This window comes from Clostridium magnum DSM 2767 (assembly GCF_001623875.1).
Lineage (GTDB): Bacteria > Bacillota > Clostridia > Clostridiales > Clostridiaceae > Clostridium_AM > Clostridium_AM magnum.
This window is the reverse complement of record NZ_LWAE01000010.1, coordinates 125,668-142,672: the sequence shown is the minus strand read 5'-3', so window position 1 is coordinate 142,672 and position 17,005 is coordinate 125,668. Positions and strand designations below refer to the sequence as shown.

The 17,005-nt window shown below is 34.0% G+C and carries 15 protein-coding genes; 12 read left to right on the top strand and 3 right to left on the bottom strand.

All coding sequences use genetic code 11. The annotated features are described in order from the left end of the window. Window positions 1-119 precede the first annotated feature (119 nt). The 3 genes from garD (at window position 120) to CLMAG_RS26280 (ending at window position 3,360) form a co-directional block, all read left to right on the top strand. Complete coding sequence (gene garD / locus CLMAG_RS26290) at window positions 120-1,637, top strand: galactarate dehydratase (protein ID WP_066629892.1); 1,518 nt, start codon at window positions 120-122, stop codon at window positions 1,635-1,637. A 365-nt stretch (window positions 1,638-2,002) separates the two neighbouring features. Then, a complete protein-coding gene (locus tag CLMAG_RS26285; RefSeq protein ID WP_066629890.1) occupies window positions 2,003-2,599 on the top strand; it encodes a YueI family protein in 597 nt (198 codons plus the stop codon). A 125-nt stretch (window positions 2,600-2,724) separates the two neighbouring features. Beyond that, the gene (locus CLMAG_RS26280) at window positions 2,725-3,360 is read left to right on the top strand and encodes a phosphoribosyltransferase (RefSeq protein ID WP_066629888.1); all 636 of its coding nucleotides are present in this window, start codon (window positions 2,725-2,727) and stop codon (window positions 3,358-3,360) included. 57 nt (window positions 3,361-3,417) lie between these two features. Here CLMAG_RS26280 and CLMAG_RS26275 read toward each other — a convergent pair whose 3' ends face one another. Beyond that, window positions 3,418-3,723 (bottom strand): hypothetical protein, encoded by a 306-nt coding sequence (locus CLMAG_RS26275; protein ID WP_139264281.1) that lies wholly within the window; start codon window positions 3,721-3,723, stop codon window positions 3,418-3,420. A 158-nt stretch (window positions 3,724-3,881) separates the two neighbouring features. Further along, a complete protein-coding gene (locus CLMAG_RS26270) occupies window positions 3,882-5,273 on the bottom strand; it encodes an aminotransferase-like domain-containing protein (protein WP_066629884.1) in 1,392 nt (463 codons plus the stop codon). A 653-nt stretch (window positions 5,274-5,926) separates the two neighbouring features. Between CLMAG_RS26270 and CLMAG_RS26265 the strand changes: the two genes are divergently transcribed. The 4 genes from CLMAG_RS26265 to CLMAG_RS26250 all read left to right on the top strand — a co-directional run bounded on the left by CLMAG_RS26265 (window position 5,927) and on the right by CLMAG_RS26250 (window position 8,763). Further along, on the top strand, window positions 5,927-6,547 hold the full coding sequence (locus CLMAG_RS26265; RefSeq protein ID WP_066629879.1) for a DedA family protein: 621 nt from the start codon (window positions 5,927-5,929) through the stop codon (window positions 6,545-6,547). A gap of 166 nt (window positions 6,548-6,713) precedes the next feature. Then, on the top strand, window positions 6,714-7,673 hold the full coding sequence (locus tag CLMAG_RS26260) for a phosphodiester glycosidase family protein (RefSeq protein WP_066629876.1): 960 nt from the start codon (window positions 6,714-6,716) through the stop codon (window positions 7,671-7,673). Continuing rightward, window positions 7,663-8,085 (top strand): hypothetical protein, encoded by a 423-nt coding sequence (locus CLMAG_RS26255; RefSeq protein ID WP_161487039.1) that lies wholly within the window; start codon window positions 7,663-7,665, stop codon window positions 8,083-8,085. The genes CLMAG_RS26260 and CLMAG_RS26255 overlap by 11 nt, the downstream gene beginning before the upstream one ends. Window positions 8,086-8,313: 228 nt before the next feature. Then, window positions 8,314-8,763: a hypothetical protein gene (locus CLMAG_RS26250; RefSeq protein ID WP_242873144.1), complete on the top strand. Its 450-nt coding sequence runs from the start codon at window positions 8,314-8,316 to the stop codon at window positions 8,761-8,763. Window positions 8,764-8,887: 124 nt separating this feature from the next. Here the strand turns inward: CLMAG_RS26250 and CLMAG_RS26245 are convergent, their stop codons facing one another. Further along, the gene (locus tag CLMAG_RS26245) at window positions 8,888-10,759 is read right to left on the bottom strand and encodes a heavy metal translocating P-type ATPase (RefSeq protein WP_066629873.1); all 1,872 of its coding nucleotides are present in this window, start codon (window positions 10,757-10,759) and stop codon (window positions 8,888-8,890) included. A gap of 174 nt (window positions 10,760-10,933) precedes the next feature. On the opposite strand from CLMAG_RS26245, the gene CLMAG_RS26240 reads away from it, so the two are divergent. The 5 genes from CLMAG_RS26240 (at window position 10,934) to CLMAG_RS26220 (ending at window position 16,995) form a co-directional block, all read left to right on the top strand. Continuing rightward, window positions 10,934-11,497, top strand: a complete 564-nt coding sequence (locus CLMAG_RS26240) for a TetR/AcrR family transcriptional regulator (protein WP_066629872.1) — start codon at window positions 10,934-10,936, stop codon at window positions 11,495-11,497. 367 nt (window positions 11,498-11,864) lie between these two features. After that, window positions 11,865-13,049 carry an FMN-binding protein gene (locus tag CLMAG_RS26235; RefSeq protein ID WP_066629870.1) on the top strand — a complete coding sequence of 395 codons (1,185 nt, stop codon included), beginning with the start codon at window positions 11,865-11,867 and terminating at the stop codon, window positions 13,047-13,049. Window positions 13,050-13,629: 580 nt separating this feature from the next. Beyond that, window positions 13,630-14,880 (top strand): sensor histidine kinase, encoded by a 1,251-nt coding sequence (locus CLMAG_RS26230; protein ID WP_242873143.1) that lies wholly within the window; start codon window positions 13,630-13,632, stop codon window positions 14,878-14,880. Beyond that, window positions 14,858-15,547, top strand: coding sequence for a response regulator transcription factor (locus tag CLMAG_RS26225; protein ID WP_066629867.1), 690 nt, complete (start codon window positions 14,858-14,860; stop codon window positions 15,545-15,547). Before CLMAG_RS26230 ends, CLMAG_RS26225 begins: the two co-directional genes overlap by 23 nt. 203 nt (window positions 15,548-15,750) lie before the next feature. After that, entirely contained in the window at window positions 15,751-16,995 is a 1,245-nt protein-coding gene (locus tag CLMAG_RS26220; protein WP_066629865.1) for an efflux RND transporter periplasmic adaptor subunit, read from the top strand. The last annotated feature ends 10 nt before the right edge of the window (window positions 16,996-17,005 follow it).

Here is a 17,005-nt window from a genome sequence, read left to right as displayed (position 1 = left end):
TATTTTAATTAATTTGATTAATAGTTACTTATTTTATACAATAAAATTAACAAAAACACAACCTAAATTATTCATAAATAATATTCTTAATTTACCATTTAGAGAAGGAGATATGATATATGGGTAAACAAACTTATATTAAAGTTAATGACTTAGATAACGTGGCAATTGCTGTTAATGCAATTCCTGCAGGAACAGAGGTTATGGATAATATATTAGCAAATGAAGATATTCCACAAGGTCATAAGATTGCATTATGTGATATTCCAAAGGACGGCAAGATTATTCGTTATGGAATCGTTTTAGGATATGCTATTAACCCTATAAAAAAAGGGGATTGGATTAATGAAAATATGCTGCAGCTGCCAACACCGCCCTCTGTATATGAAATGGAGTTTGCAAAAAATATAGTTACAGATCTTCCTGAAGCACCAATCAAAACTTTTGAGGGATACAAAAACCCTAATGGCGGATATGCTGGTACTCGAAATATTCTCGGAATCAGCACAACTGTACAATGTGTAACTGGTGTATTAAATGTAGCAGTAAAGAAAATGAAAGAAAAACTACTTCCAAAGTACCCAAATGTAGATGATATAGTTCCAATTAATCATGCCTATGGATGTGGAGTTGCAATTAATGCACCTGAGGCAAAAGTTCCAATTAGAACTTTAAAAAACCTTGCAAAGCATCCTAACTTCGGTGGTGAATTAATGGTAGTAGGATTAGGCTGTGAAAAATTAACGGTAGAAATGCTAATAGATGAAGCTGATATAAATCCTGAAAATGTAATTATTCTTCAGGAACAAAAGGGTATGGGTGCGATGATAGATGCATTAATGAATATGGCTGATAAAAAATTAGCTAGATTAAATGAACGCAGACGAGAAACCCTTCCACTGTCTGACCTTTGCATTGGGTTGCAATGTGGTGGCAGCGATGCCTTTTCAGGTGTGACAGCAAATCCAAGTGCAGGATATGCTGCCGATATGTTAGTTCAAGCAGGAGCCACAGTAATGTTTTCAGAAGTTACTGAAGTTCGTGATGGTGTTCATATTATTGGTGAGCGCTGCATAAATGAAGAAGTAGGTAGAAAATTAGCAGCTGAAATGAAATGTTACGATAACTACCTAGATAATGGACAAGTTGACCGTAGTGCAAATCCTACTCCAGGCAACAAAAAAGGAGGCTTATCTAACATTGTAGAAAAAGCCATGGGGTCTATTGCGAAGTCAGGATCTTCTCCAATAGTGGAAGTTTTATCACCTGCAGAAATACCTACTAAGAAAGGACTTATATATGCTGCTACACCTGCTAGTGATATTGTATGTGGTCCATGTCAGCTTGCTTCTGGTATTACACTTCAAGTATTTATGACAGGCCGTGGTACACCTTATGGTTTAGCTATTGTACCTGTAATTAAAGTATGTTCAAGAAACGATATGAAAGATATGTGGCAAGACCTGATTGATGTAAATGCTGGACCTATAGCAACAGGAGATGCTACTATTCAAGAGATTGGAACAGAACTATTCAAAAAAATTATAGATGTTGCAAGTGGAAAAGAAGAAGCTTGTGCTGAAAAATTTGAACTGCATAACGACCTCTGTATTTTTAACCCAGCTCCAATTACTTAATGAAGTGAAAACTTGAATCAGATGGAGTTTCAAACTCCACCTGATTCTTAGTTGAACGAATCCAGGGACGTAGCCGCTCGCAACGTACACTTTGAAGAAGATGGGAGTATTAGAGCGGGTAGTCATCGGATAAATTCATAGTATATTTATTTTAAAATTGTGTAGAATATAATTTACCCCTTACTTTAAGAATTTTATAGTAACAATTAAGGCCTGCATTTCTTGTTTAGAGTGTAGGTCCTTTATTTTGATATTAAGAAGAAAGTTTGAAAATTTAGTATAGTATTTAAATATAACATTGAAAAGTATAATAGATAAATCTTAAGACAAAGCTATATTAGAATATATACGAAAGGAGCTAAGGCATGCTAGAACAAGAATCTCAATCAGAAGCTATTAGTAAATGGATGAACAAAAGTGAACAGGATAAAATACTATCAAATAGTATGCATGGGTCTCCAGAGCTGAAATATGATGAAAAAATTCATTACCTGGGAGAGTTTAAGGAGCGAGTTATAAGGCTTCTTACCAAAAAGCAAATAGAAGAACATAGCATCTATCCAGAAATAATCGATGCCTTAAAAGACAAGAGGTCTGTTAAGATGATTATCAATGGCTCCATCGCTAGCTATTTTAGTGGAAAATACGAAAATTTAGCTAGAGAATTGGGGAAACCTTGCAAGGTTATAAGCAACCCCAAATTTAAAGGTGAGGTTGGGTTAGTTGTAGTTGGAAATGATGCAGTAGATATAGAAGAAATTAATGTTATAGATAGAGAGACAAGACTAAGCAAATTAGGACTTCCTAAGGCTTTGATTAATGCAGCAGGGAAGAAAATATGCTCTCACTGCCTAGAAAAGGTAATACATGCTGATCCTAGTGAAGCTATAAATTATAAAAAACTTACTCGATTAGATCGTTTTTTAGGGGACCGTTGTGAAGCATGTAGAAACAAAGGATAAAATTCTATAAATTTTTAGATAAGTATTTGGGAGTAATTAAATACTCAATTAAATAAAAATTTTTTGAATAATTCTGTAGTTTCAACTTAAACTAAATTTATATAAATTAAGAAAGAGTTGATAATATGTTTGTAGATAGAAAGGATGCTGGAGAAAAGCTTTCTGTAGAACTTGAGAAATTTAAAGATGAAAACCCTATTGTTCTTGCTATCCCAAGAGGGGGAATAGTAGCAGCATATGAAACTATAAAAAAGTTTGGATTCCAATGGGATTTAATTATTCCAAGAAAAATTGGCTTACCCCAGAATAAAGAAATTGCCATTGGTGCTGTATCTTTGGATGGAACATATCTTTTAAATGAAGAACATATAGATATTCTAAATATATCCCAAGAGTATATCGAAAAAGAAATATCTGAACAAATAGAAGAAATTAAAAGAAGATTAAATAAATATAAAGGAAATGAGAATTTTCCTGATGTAAGAAATAAAACAGTAATAATTATTGATGATGGAATTGCAACTGGTTTTACAATACAAGCTGCTATAAAATCAATTAAAGAGCATGATGCAAAAAAAATTATTCTAGCAGTACCAGTAGCACCACAAGATACAGTTTCCTTGCTAGAGAAAATTGTAGATGAGGTCATATGCCTACTTATACCTAATGAATTTTATGCTGTGGGCTTATATTATGAGAGCTTTGAACAAACCACTGATGAAGAAGTCTTTAATATGGTAGATGAATTAAAAAAGAGATAGGTTAATTTGTTTTACTACATTAACTTATCTCCCTTAAAATAATACTTGTTACAAATTCTATAATAATGTATCATAGACATTATTTTGTTCGTAATCCATGATAGCTTCAAATACTTCATCTGCAACATCTTCAGATATATCAGTGTTAAAAAGTACAAGTCCTGTATCATTATATTTACTACTTGATACATCTTTGATAAACACGCTTCCTCTATGGTCTAAAAGGAGTTCTGTTAGCTCTTTTCCAAGCTTAGTAAACTTCTCACCTTTGTTCCATGATATAAAGCCTATGAAGGATTTAGAAAGAACAGGGTCAAAGCCTTTTTCTATGAGAACGTCTTGCCAGGTTTTACATGTCATCAAGATAAACACCTCCTAAGAAATAAATATAGAACGAAAAAAATTATTTGTAATTAGGCAATTGATATATATTATTGTGCGAACAAATACATAAAAATATTACATATACAACCTGTAGAAATAGAAAAGAACGAACAAGTTGAGTTCGTTCTTTTCTATTATTAAATTAGAGATTGTTTTAAAGTTTCTAATCCTGCTTTCAGCTCATCAAATGTTGTTGCAGATGAAAGAGCAACGCGTAGATAGTGATTAGATGATGTTTTTCCACTAAGAAACCGGTTAGAATGAAAAACATGAATGCCCAGTCGTTCCAAATTCGACTCTAGATGGGTTGCATCATATTGCTTTTTCAATGGAAGCCAGCGATAAAAGCTAAGGGGATGTCCCATAAGTTCATATTCTGAAAAACACTCCTTATAAATTGCATTCGCAGCCTGTAACAATTGTTTCTTTTGAGAAACAATATCCAAAGCCTTGCCGGACAGAATTAGTTCGGTAATAATTTCTGCATCCAAAGAAGATGTTTTAACATTTATATTGAACATAGCTTCCAAAATTTTAGTGCGAAAATTATCTCCATATACCATATATGCTACACGTAATCCTGAACAGATAGATTTGGAAGTACCACAAATATAAACGGTTTGTTCTGGTAGAAGATTAAACATAGGCTGTTTGTAATCTGGGATAATTCCAGCAGTCAAAAACCCATGAAAGTCATCTTCTAACAAAATGAGATTGTATTTACGAATGACAGATGCCAACTCATGCTTCCGAGCATCAGAGATCATTATTGTAGTAGGATTACAGCAGGAAGGCATCAGATAAATACCATAGATATCCGTATTACGGCACTGATTTTCCAATTCATCTGGAAGCATTCCGTGCTGATCACCTGGAATGGGAACCAACTGAATGTGCAACATTTTAGCTAACTCAATAAAGTTGGAATAGGTATATAAATCTGTGGCAATTCGGTTTCCTGGTTCAAACAGTGCAATTGTCGCAATTGTTACTGCGTTCTGAATGCCAGAAGCAATGGACATGTGTTCCGGATCAGAATAGATACCAAAAGGCTCCATCCAGTTTAGTCCTGCTTTTTTATGATGAGGAATACCTGAGGGATCATTGTAATTGAATAACCTTTCTAAATAGCTTTTTTTAGCAACTTTTTTTGTGATTTCAGATACAATATTATTAGTCTGTTCGAAAGAAGCAACAAAGCCAAGATCAATACATTCGTGTGGAATTCTATCTGTGGAAATGGTGATAGACTGAGCAGCATTTGGAGCAACAAATGTTCCACTTCCAGTGACAGCGTAGATTAGTCCCTTGAGCTCGCATATTTTATATGCACGAGTAATTGTCGTAAAGTTTATATCAAGAAAATCCGCTAATTCTCGTTGAGGAGGTAACTTTGTGCCAGGAGCTAAAAAGCCACTTGTGATATCCTGCTCCAATAGGGAAGCAAGTGATAAATAAACTGGACGTTTTAGTTCATTTTTGTTAGGTTTCCATGACATAGGGTAAGTATCAAATGAATTTACTGGCATACTGCACCTCCAAAATTGTAATGCATACAATTTTATCATTAATTATATGTATTTTCAAGGATAAAATTGCATAAAAATTATATTTCATTCTGATACCTATAGTGACTGCTTCAGGTGTTTTTTAGACATATTTACAAAATTGTACTCCATACAATTAAAGTGTTGATTGTATTGATTTCCGATGATAATATTGTATTAAGATAAATAAAACGCTTAGGGGTACAAGAATCATATAAAAGAAGAGAAGATTTAAAAAGTGTATTTCAAGTGTCACATATAAAAAATAATCTCATTTTAATTATTTGAAAGTCGGATTATTTTACACTCCTTTGCCTGTAGCAGCTGCTGCAGGTATTTTTTTATGACTATATACAAAATTGTAATCCATACAATTAAAAGGTTGATTAAATATGATTTCCAATTAAAGTCCTTAAGAGTAAATTTCTATACTTAAATAATCTCTAGTGGAACGAAGGTGATTTAAAGTAATTTTTAATTATTTTAAATCACCTTTTTCCATGTTTTCTTATATATACAACAGTTCACTGTTTGTTAATCATTATAGATGGAATTGAGGTAAAATAAGTTTTTGAAATTTAAGCTTAGTTTAAGGTTATTAAGTTAAGATGGATTTATCAATGGAGAGCAATAATATGGAAAATTGGATTATAAACTTTATGGAGCAATTTGGGTACCTAGGTACTTTTCTAATGATTTTACTTGAGAATGTTTTCCCACCCATACCTTCAGAAGTAATTCTTACTTTTGGAGGATTTATGACCACAAATACAGATATGACTGTTATAGGAGTAGTTACATCTGCCACAGCCGGTTCCGTAGCTGGAGCTGCGATACTTTATGGCATAGGCAGGCTTCTTAATGTGAATAAACTAGAAAAAATAATAAGCTGCTTTGGGAATATTCTTAGAGTTAAGGTAAGCGATATCCAAAAGGCTAACTCATGGTTTGCTCGTTATGGATATAAAGCTATATTCTTCTGCAGAATGATTCCTTTAGTTAGAAGTCTGATTTCAATTCCTGCTGGGATGGAAAATATGAAGTTTAATCTCTTTTTACTTTACACAACGGCTGGAACTCTGATCTGGAATATAGTACTTGTATCTGCGGGAGCTATCCTTGGTGAATCCTGGCAAAGTGTTTTAGATTTTATGAGTGTTTATTCAAGTATCACTTATACAATTTTAGGATTAACATTTTTTGTTTTCTGTGTCTTATGGTTTCTTAAGAGAAAACGTAATTTAAAGATATCTTAATACGATTAAAGGGTATGCTACAAAGCATATCTTTTTTTCTACATTTATTTAAGGTTTGCTTAAGGTTCAGAAACTATAATGAATACATGGAAACAATGATGAAAGTTCTTGCTATTTTGGAACTTTTCTAATCTAAATCTTCAATAAGAAAGGATGAAATTAAGAAATGAAAAAATTTCTATCTAAACCCTATAGATGGGCGGCTATTTACTCCATTATAATAACAGGGGCCGTTACCTTTACAATGCTAGATACTTTCGTACTGCCAAAATCAATTGCTAATACTTCGGCAGTATCAGTATCTTCAAAAACATCATCGACAGTATCTTCAGGTTCAACAGTGACATCATCCTCAAAAGAAGCCTCAACAAAGCCAGCATCCCAGTCGGGGGCTGTCGTTACAGATAAATCCTACGAGGATGAAAATATTAAAATTTCCATTGAAACTGTACGTAAGTATGACTCAAACATCTATATTGCGGATATTCAGGTTTCTGATCCATCATACCTGAAAACAGCCCTTGCAAATAATACCTACGGTCGAAATATAACAGCAACAACCTCTGATATGGCAGAGGATAACAAAGCTATCTTTGCTATAAATGGAGATTATTACGGATTTAGAGATGGCGGTTACGTGTTGCGTAACGGTGTAGAATACAGGGAGACAGCTAGGAGCGGAGATAATGATGCACTGGTTATAGACAAGGACGGAAATTTATCCGTTGTTCAAGAAGGGGAGGTAAGTTTAGATTCGTTAAGTGATAAGGGAGCGTGGCAGGTATTATCCTTTGGACCCGGACTTGTGGTAGATGGTAAAATTGTTGTAAACAGCTCCAGTGAAGTAGGGCAAGCAAAATCAAGTAATCCAAGAACTGCAATTGGCCAGATTTCCGAGCTTCATTATATTGTAATTGTATCCGATGGCCGTACTAGTGAGAGTGCAGGGCTTTCACTTCTACAGCTCGCACAGGAGTTTCAGGAAAGAGGCTGTACTGTAGCATATAATTTGGACGGCGGAGGATCCTCAACCATGTACTTTAATGGAGAAGTTGTAAATAATCCTACAAGCGGAAAAAGTATTGGAGAAAGAAAGGTGAGCGACATTGTCTATATTGGATATTAATAAGAAAAATAATGAAAAACAGCTTAGAAAAACTATATGGGCCTACTTGATATTGTCAGTAGTAGCTATAGTTGTGGATAAGGTTTATGGTATTTTTGCTCATGGGGTAGATTCAGCGGCAATGACCTGGATGTTTTTATATCCGCTACTGGGCGGTGCGCTGTTCTGTTTCATAATTCAGAGGCTTATCCCTCATATTACTAAATTCACTGGTTGCCGGGTATTTTTAAATGTCCATAATTCGGGAATTGCTACACTGACCTTTGCTAGCCTGCTTAAGGGTATATTTGAAATTGCCGGTACAAACTCTACCTATTTAGTGTATTATTATATGACTGGAGGAGTATTCATTGCAGCAAGTTTGATTATTATGCTGATAATGGCGCTAAATCGGAATAGAGTTCATGTATAAAGTATTTGTGGTTCTTTTGGGTAAATTTTTCGATTAATTATTTAATTTACAGGTGGTCTGTGTTAACTCTCGACACAGACTTTCTTTTTTTGCTTCATTATTAATCTCATGAAAAAGACTTATTACATTAGTTATGTTGACCTGCTTTAAATGAAAGTATTATTTAATAAAATTGTGGAATATTATCTACGTAAGATAAAATAATTATTCTATAAGGAGGCACTTAGTATGGTAGATAACCTAGGTATGAGATCAACGCAAGAGCATAACGGAAGAATGTCAGATGAAGGTTTAAGTGCTATAATTACGAATTCTACAGATGAAAATATTATAGTATATGGTCCTAAAAGGGCAACAGATTCGGGTAATTATGATAAGTCTTGGTACATTTTGCATTCAGGTGAAACAACTCCAAGTAAATGGGAGTTTGAGGGAATCTTCGTACCAAAAGATAGAAAGCTTGGACAAGAGAATGATCAGTCTATACAAGGTCCTGTAGCTGTTAGATATCCAGTATCAAAATCTGTTACAATAACCAAAAATGGAGATCAATACTTAGAAAGTGGAGAACATAATGTTGGAGTATTTCATCAAACAGAAATAAACTGGCCTGTTCCTGAATTTAGTTCTGAAAATTGTAGTAAAATGTCAAGTCACATGTATCAAATTGAAGACTGATAAAGTTTCTAAGTGACTTTATATAAACATAATTCACAAATTCTCCCCATTGCAGTAAATTCCCCCTTTACCCTTATACTACTATGGATTAGTAGTATAAGGGATTTTTTGTTTACACATCCGGTCAGATGTCAAAATTTCTGTCATAAAGAAGAGCTGCATTTAAAACTACCAACACTGATCCAGCATTATGAACCAAAGCTCCTGTAATTGGGGTTAAGAGACCTAAAACCGAAAGAACAATAGCTACGGCATTGATTGCCATAGATGCAGTTATGTTACCTTTGATTGTGCGAAGAGTGGAGTTTGATAATCGCTTAAGATACGGTATTTTATCTATGTTGTCACTCATCAGAGCAATGTCTGCAGCATCTATAGCAATATCGCTTCCCATGCTGCCCATTGCAATACTAACTTTCGCTGTTTTTAGAGCAGGAGCGTCATTCACACCATCACCAATCATGCATACAATTTTGGCTTCTTTTTGCAAGTCTTCAATACATGATACTTTTTGTGCCGGCAGCAAGTCTGCACGAACATTCTTGATGCCAACCTGATTTGCTATATGTTTGGCTGCTTGATGATTGTCTCCCGTAAGGAGAACAATATCAGTATTCATAGCATAAAGTTTTTCAATAACATTTTTTGCTGATGAACGAATGGTATCAGAAAGAGCTATAATTCCGATTATTATACCATTTTCAGCTACGATGATAGCTGCCTTGCCTTGATTTCTTAAGTTGGTTAAGATATTCTGCATTTCATTGGTTTCGGCAATGAAGTTTTCCTTTATATATAGAGAGTTGCCGCAAATCACTGTTTTGCTAGACATCGTTGCCTTTACTCCTTTACCGGGTACCATCTGAAAATCCTCCACTTCAGAAACAACAAATCCGTTATCTTCAGCGTACTGGACGATTGATTTTCCGAGAGGGTGTTCAGATCGCTTTTCAACAGATGCAGCCTTTGAAACTAATTCTATATTACTAAGAGCTTTATCTAGGCAAATAATATCTGATACTTTCAGATTTCCATAGGTAAGAGTACCTGTTTTATCAAAGGCGATACAGTCTATATTCCCCATACATTCTAACGCTTCACCGGATTTAATTAGTATGCCATGTTTAGTAGCTTGGCCAATGGCTGCCATAATGGAGGTTGGTGTTGCAAGAGCCAAAGCACAAGGACAGAATACAACTAATACTGTAACTGCTCTGACAATATCATTTGTGATGATATATGCAGCTATTGCAATGAGAAGAGCGATAGGTACAAGCCATGTTGCCCATTTATCAACGATTTTCTGCATAGGAGCTTTCTTGTTTTCTGCTTCCTTAACCATATCAATCATTTTTTGCAGAGACGAATCCTTACCTACTTGGGTAGCACAGATGTCAATCGATCCATAGCAATTCATTGTTCCGCAGAAAACACTGTCTCTTTCTTTTTTATCTACAGGTAGAGATTCACCAGTCATAACAGATTGATCAACAGAGGTATTACCATACATAATGATGCCATCAACAGGAATCATTTCACCTGGAAGAACACGAAGTATATCATCTGTTGATATATGTTCAACAGAGACAATCTCCTCACGAATACCGTCAACTGTCTGAATCAATTTTCTGCCTTGCTGTGGTACAAGTGAAATCAGTTTGCTGATACCTTTTTTAGCACGAGCAACAGTCATGTCTTCAAGAATAGCGCCGATTGCCATAATAAAAGCAACTTCGCCTGCTGCAAAGAGTTCATTAATTGCGATTGAAGCAACCATAGCCATAGAAATTAGCAGAGCGGATGAAATCCATCTCTGAAAAACTAATCTTGTAATTGCTAGGTATAAAAGAGGTAAGCCGGAAATCACAACTGTAACCCAAGCTGGATCAACAGGCATTTCTTTCCCAGTTAGCATTAAAATTAAACTGGCCGCTAAGAAAACACCAGAAACTATGGTCATTTTAAATCCAGCTAGAAAGTCCATAGATTTTTTCATAATTCATTCCCCCTTATTTGACTTTTTATATGAACTAAAGTACAATTTGTAAGATATCATACATTGTGTTCAATATATATTATACTTGACTTTTATCAAGCATCAATAATCAAAGAAAACGAAATGTAAGATATCAAACAAAATATCATTATTTGTACGAAAAGAGGATTGAATATGGATAGACGAATACAAAAAACTAGAGAATCAATATTTAGTGCTTTCAGCTCACTTTTGGCATATAAGAGATATTCTAAAATTACAGTGCAGGAAATTATTGACGAAGCCAACATCGGCCGAAGCACATTTTATTCACACTTTGAAACTAAAGACGATTTGTTGAAGGCATTATGCAGCGATATATTTGAACACATCTTCTCCAAAGATCTAATTTCAGAAACTACCCATGATTTTTCCTGTGTCAATAACGACCTAGAAGCTAAAATCACCCACGTTTTATATCACTTAAAAGACAGTAAAAGGGATATAAAAGGGATTCTCGCCTGTGAAAGTAGAGAGTTGTTCTTGAGTGTATTTAAAATGTACTTGGAACAGATGTTTATTGGACTTACCTCAAATGATAGTTTAAATGGAATTCCCAAAGAGTATGTTGTTAATCATATGGCAGGCAGTTTTGTTGAAACCGTCAAATGGTGGATGGAAAATGACATGATACAGTCTCCGGAACAGTTAACCAGTTATTTCTTAGCTGTTATTCCGTCTACTATGTTAGCAAAATAAAAATTACTTCATTTTCACTGCCTGATAGGATGTAGTTAATCCAAAAGTACAATAAAAGGAATGATCCTTCACAAAAAAAGATTAAGAAAATGTCTAGAGCCTGGGTTCGCTCAGGTTCTTTTTGTGTAACAAATGTCACGGGTTATATCTCTGGTTCTGACTTTTAAAAGACAGTTTACCTTCTGTTTAACTTTTTAAGATTGGGAGTTTAACATAGCCTGATAAGATATAGTGAATGTTAAAACACAATAAGAGGAATGTTTCTTCACATAAAAACATTAAGTGTGTTTGTGATTTAAGGTTAATTTAAGGATTAAGTTATATCATAATACATGTGATGAAGATAATTAACGGGAGGAATTAAATTATGAAAATAAAAGGAAAAAACAGTAGATATATACGCTACGCTGTACAAGGTTTGGGAATTCTTTTGACTGTTATAGGGTTTTTTACTAATTACCCTATGGTTAATTCAATTTTGTTAGGAGCCATTATAATTATGGGACCTGTGTTTTGTGGATGGATTTGTCCTTTTGGTACATTTCAGGATATTGTTGGGAGACTTGGTAGTAAATTAGGCATTAAGAAATATGTAATGCCGGCAAAGCTAAAAAAGGTTCTCGCTTTTTCTAGATATATTCTGCTACTTATAACAATATTAATTACCGCGGACTTTATTTTTAACATTTTGAGTTTTGATCCACGTGCAAATTTAACTGTCTTGCTTGGAGGTAGAGCAGTTACTGCAACAGGATGGATTATCATTTTTATATTTCTTGGCAGTTCAATGTTCTTTGAAAGGCCCTTCTGCAACTATCTTTGCATTGAAGGAGCAAAATTTGGATTATTAAGTAGTGTAAGGCCTTTTACTATAATCAGAAATAAGCAAACTTGTGTAGGATGTAATAGATGCAACGGTGCCTGTCCGATGAATATTGATGTGGCTTCCTATGGTCAGGTTAGATCTTTGCAATGTATAAACTGTATGGAATGCGTCGCTGCCTGCCCTGTAAAAAATACATTAACGGTTGGAATAGTTCCCGTTAATAAAACATTAAAAAAACCAATACTAGCATTTGCTGCAGCTGCATTCTTCTTTGTGGCATATAAAGGTATGAATTCAGATTCATTATTTAATTTATTTGCAAGTCATAATTCTGTCTCAAGCTCAACTGCAATAGCCGGTGAAACTGCTGCAGGATACGGAGATGCTTCAGGCATAGCAGATGGGGTATATGAGGGAACCGGTACCGGCTTTAAGGGTAACATGACAGTTGAAGTAACTGTGAAAGATCAGCAAATTACTGCTATAGAGGTTACACAAACTAATGATGATGCTAAATGGTTCGATAGAGCTTACAATACAGTAGTTTCTAATATTATTAAAAATCAAACTGCAGATGTGGATTCTGTGTCAGGGGCAACTTACTCCTCAATGGGTATAAAAGAAGGAGTAGCCAACGCTTTGATTAATGCAGGAGGTAAAAATGCTAAGGCTATTGTCAATGACCTGCCTGAAGCTGGCGAACAAAGGCATGGAAGAAGAAAATAAACAATTTTGAACATAAAACTTAAAGATTCATTATAAAATTTTCCCCATCTCAGTGAATGATTCCTTTCCCCTTATACTATTATAGATTAGTAGTATAAGGGATTTTTTTGTTTCTATTCAATTATACTCTTCCATAATGTTCCTTTTATTTCGTTGATTTTGGACTCAGCTATATGGCAGTTTATAAATAGTTTAACTTTGGTTTCTTTCTATTTTATATCTGTGATTTATACTGTATTTATTATTAAAATAAAAAATAAGAGGTTGGGAAAATGAGGATAGGACTTTTTACTGACACATATTATTGGCAGAGGGCATTAAGATTTTGTAGTATAATTGATAAAGTGAGGTGAATTATTTGAACATTAAACGACGTTTATTTATTTCTAATTTCTTAATGCTTGTAGTACCAGTAATCCTCAGTTTCATAATAACTAGTGGCAGTATGTTTGTTTTTATGGAGCTAACTGGTATTAACAATGGAAGACATTTGGGTAATAATGAGGAACTATTTTATAATTCAATGAAAAGAACTAGTATACTTGTAAATAAGTGGTCAGAAAGTACTGATCTTCAGCAGATGAAAAGTGATATAAGGGGTTTCAATGAAAAGCTTAAAAATACGAAAGTTTCTCTATCTATTTATCAAGGTAAGGAGTTGGTATATCCCTCCACACCAAGTGCAAATGACCTCATCTTGGATACTGTTCTATCACAGAGTGGCAGTCATATTATTATTATAGATAATATCGCTGTGTATAGAGAAAATATTGGTAAATATAGCATACTTTTAACGGACACCAATTTTATCAGATATAATATTGAAAATTATGATAGTTATCGCAGTTATTTGATTAACTTAGGTATAATAGTGATTTTTTTTATTATTGCTATCATACTTTTAACAAATAGACTTTTAACGAGGTTTGTATTTAAAAGTATCATAACGCCTCTAGATACACTAGTATATGGAGTGCACCAAATCCGTGATGGAAATTTAAATTATCATATTGAATATAACGGAAAAGATGAATTTGCCGGTGTTTGCTCGGATTTTAATGAAATGGCACAGAGGCTTTTAGATTCCGTAAAAGCAAGACAAAAGGATGAAGCTAATCGAAAAGAATTGATTGCTGGGATTTCTCATGATTTACGTACTCCACTCACTTCCATAAAGGCTTATGTAGAGGGAATAGAAAAGGGTATAGCATCAACGCCCGAAACTCAAAAACGCTATTTGGATACTATAAAAAATAAGGCAAATGATTTGGAACATATTGTAAATCAACTATTTTTGTTTTCTAAGCTAGATATTGGAGAATTTCCATTTTATCTTGAGCAAATAGATATTGGCAAGGAACTTTCAAATATGGTAGCTAACCTTTCAGAGGAATACTACAAAAAGGGTCTTAGCATTACATTGACACAAAATGTAGAGAATATTTATGTTCAGGTAGATATTGTGCAGCTGCGTAACGCTGTCATTAATATTTTAGAAAATAGTGTGAAATATAAAACACAGCAAAGTGTTCAAATGAAAATTAGCTGTCAGGAGGAAGATAAATATGTAACTATTACGCTGGCAGATAACGGACCTGGCGTTTCAAATGAGGCACTTGAAAAGTTGTTTGATATATTTTATAGAGGTGATCGGGCTAGAACGAATCCCAGTAAAGGCAGTGGGTTAGGCCTTTCTATAACAGCTAAAATCTTAGAAAAATTGGGTGGATCAATACGGGCAAAGAACATTCCTGAAGGGGGGCTTGCTATTATAATGAGGCTACCTAAAGATATAGGAGGTAAGAGTGTTGAAGAAAATTTTGATTATTGAAGATGACAAAGCTATTGCTGAAATTGAGAGAGACTTTTTAGAGATAAATGGATTTGAAGCTTATATTGTAGAAGATGGTATAGAAGGGTTAAAACAAGCAACCTCTGGTGAATATAATTTGATTCTGCTTGATTTAATGTTACCTGGTATGGATGGATATGAAATTTGCAAGAAAATAAGAGGAGTGGTTGATGTTCCTATAATCATGGTAACTGCAAAGATTGAAGATGTGGATAAAATAAGAGGCCTAGGGTTAGGTGCTGATGACTATGTTTCAAAACCTTTTTCGCCTACAGAGCTTGTTGCTAGAGTAAAAGCAAACTTAGCACAGTATGAAAGACTAACATCCGGTCAAGCAGCTAAGAATGAGAAAATACAGGTTGGTAATATAAAGGTTAATCCTAAAACTCATCGTGTATATATAGAGGGCAAAGAAATTGAGTTTAAGAATAAAGAGTATGAGCTTCTATTATTCTTAGTAACAAACCCTGATATTGTTTTTAGTAAAGAAATGTTATATGAGCGAATTTGGGGAATAGATGCTTACGGTGATATCAAGACTGTTGCAGTTCATATTAATCGGTTAAGAGAAAAAATCGAAAAGGATCCATCAAATCCTATACATATTGAAACGGTATGGGGTGCTGGGTATCGTTTTAAAGTTTAAAAAATATGATATGATAGCCACTTTTGCCAAAGGTTGCAAGAGTGGTTTTTTTATTTAATAAATAGTTTAACTTCTGTTTAACTTTTTAGGACTGCCAGTTTAACATTGCTTGATATTATTTATACAGCTGAAAAGAACAGGTTTAAAAATTTAATCTGCTTAATTTTCTGCCTTGAGTACAGTGAAAGGAATGAGAGGTTAATATGAAAAAGAAAATATTAATAGTTAGTGGTATTGCAATTGTAATAATAGCAGGAGTTATAGCATGGAGAGTGTCTGCATCTAAGGCACAAACTAAAACAGCTGTACAAAATTTCACATTAAAAAAGGCTGACCTATTAGATTCTGTGCTGGTATCCGGTACAATGATAAGTAATAATTCTAAAAATGTATATTCAAATTTAACAAATTATCCTGTAAAACAAGTTTATTTTAAAGTTGGAGATAAGGTTAAAGCAGGTGATGTTCTTGCTGAACTTGATACAACTTCCTTAGAACATGACATAAGACAAGCTGAGTTAAATATTAAAAATGCTGAACAGGCACTAAAAAATGAGAAGTCCTCTAACGCATATAATTTGCAAAATGCATCTAATAGTGCAGAATCAGCTGCACTGGAGCTAAAAGATGCACAAGATACCTATGATAAAACAAAAAAACTTTATGAAGCTGGTGCAGTTTCTCAAGATGAATTTTTAAAAGCGGAATCAGCACTAAAAAAAGCACAGCTTTCATATGACAAAGCACAAGCTTCTTTAAATAATGAAAAAAGCAAAAATACAACCACAGCAAGTAACAATATTGAAATACAAAAAGCAGCTCTTGAAAAGCAAAAGAATACACTGAAGGATGGTAAAATAACATCACCTATAGACGGAATAGTTACACTTGCTAACGCAAAAGAAAATGGCCCTGCCGCTGGTCTACTGTTTGTGGTAGAGGATACAGACAACTTAATTGTATCTACAGCAATAGGAGAATATGATATAGACAAAATAAAACTTGGACAAGAGGTGGTTGTAAAAGCTGACAGCCTAGAAGATAGTAATTTTACAGGCACTGTGTCGAAAATTTCACCAGTTGCAAATAAAGATGAGAATGGAAATGTAGCTTCCACATCAAATGTCCAGTTTGATACTGAAATTACATTAAAGGATAAGGATCCGAACATAAAAATAGGCATGAATGTGCGATTAACTATTAAATTAAATGAAAAGCATAATGTTTATTCAGTACCCTATGATGCTATAGTTACAGAAGATGGCAAGCAATGGATATATGTAAGCGAAAAATCACAAAAGGATAGTAACTCAGAAAATACTTCTAAAAAGATACAGGTTCAAAAAGGAATGGAAACAGATATGTATGTAGAAGTAAGTTCACCTGATTTAAAAGATGGTATGAACGTGGAAATTAACCCTAAAAACAGTACTGAAAAATCAAAATAGGAGGTAGCAA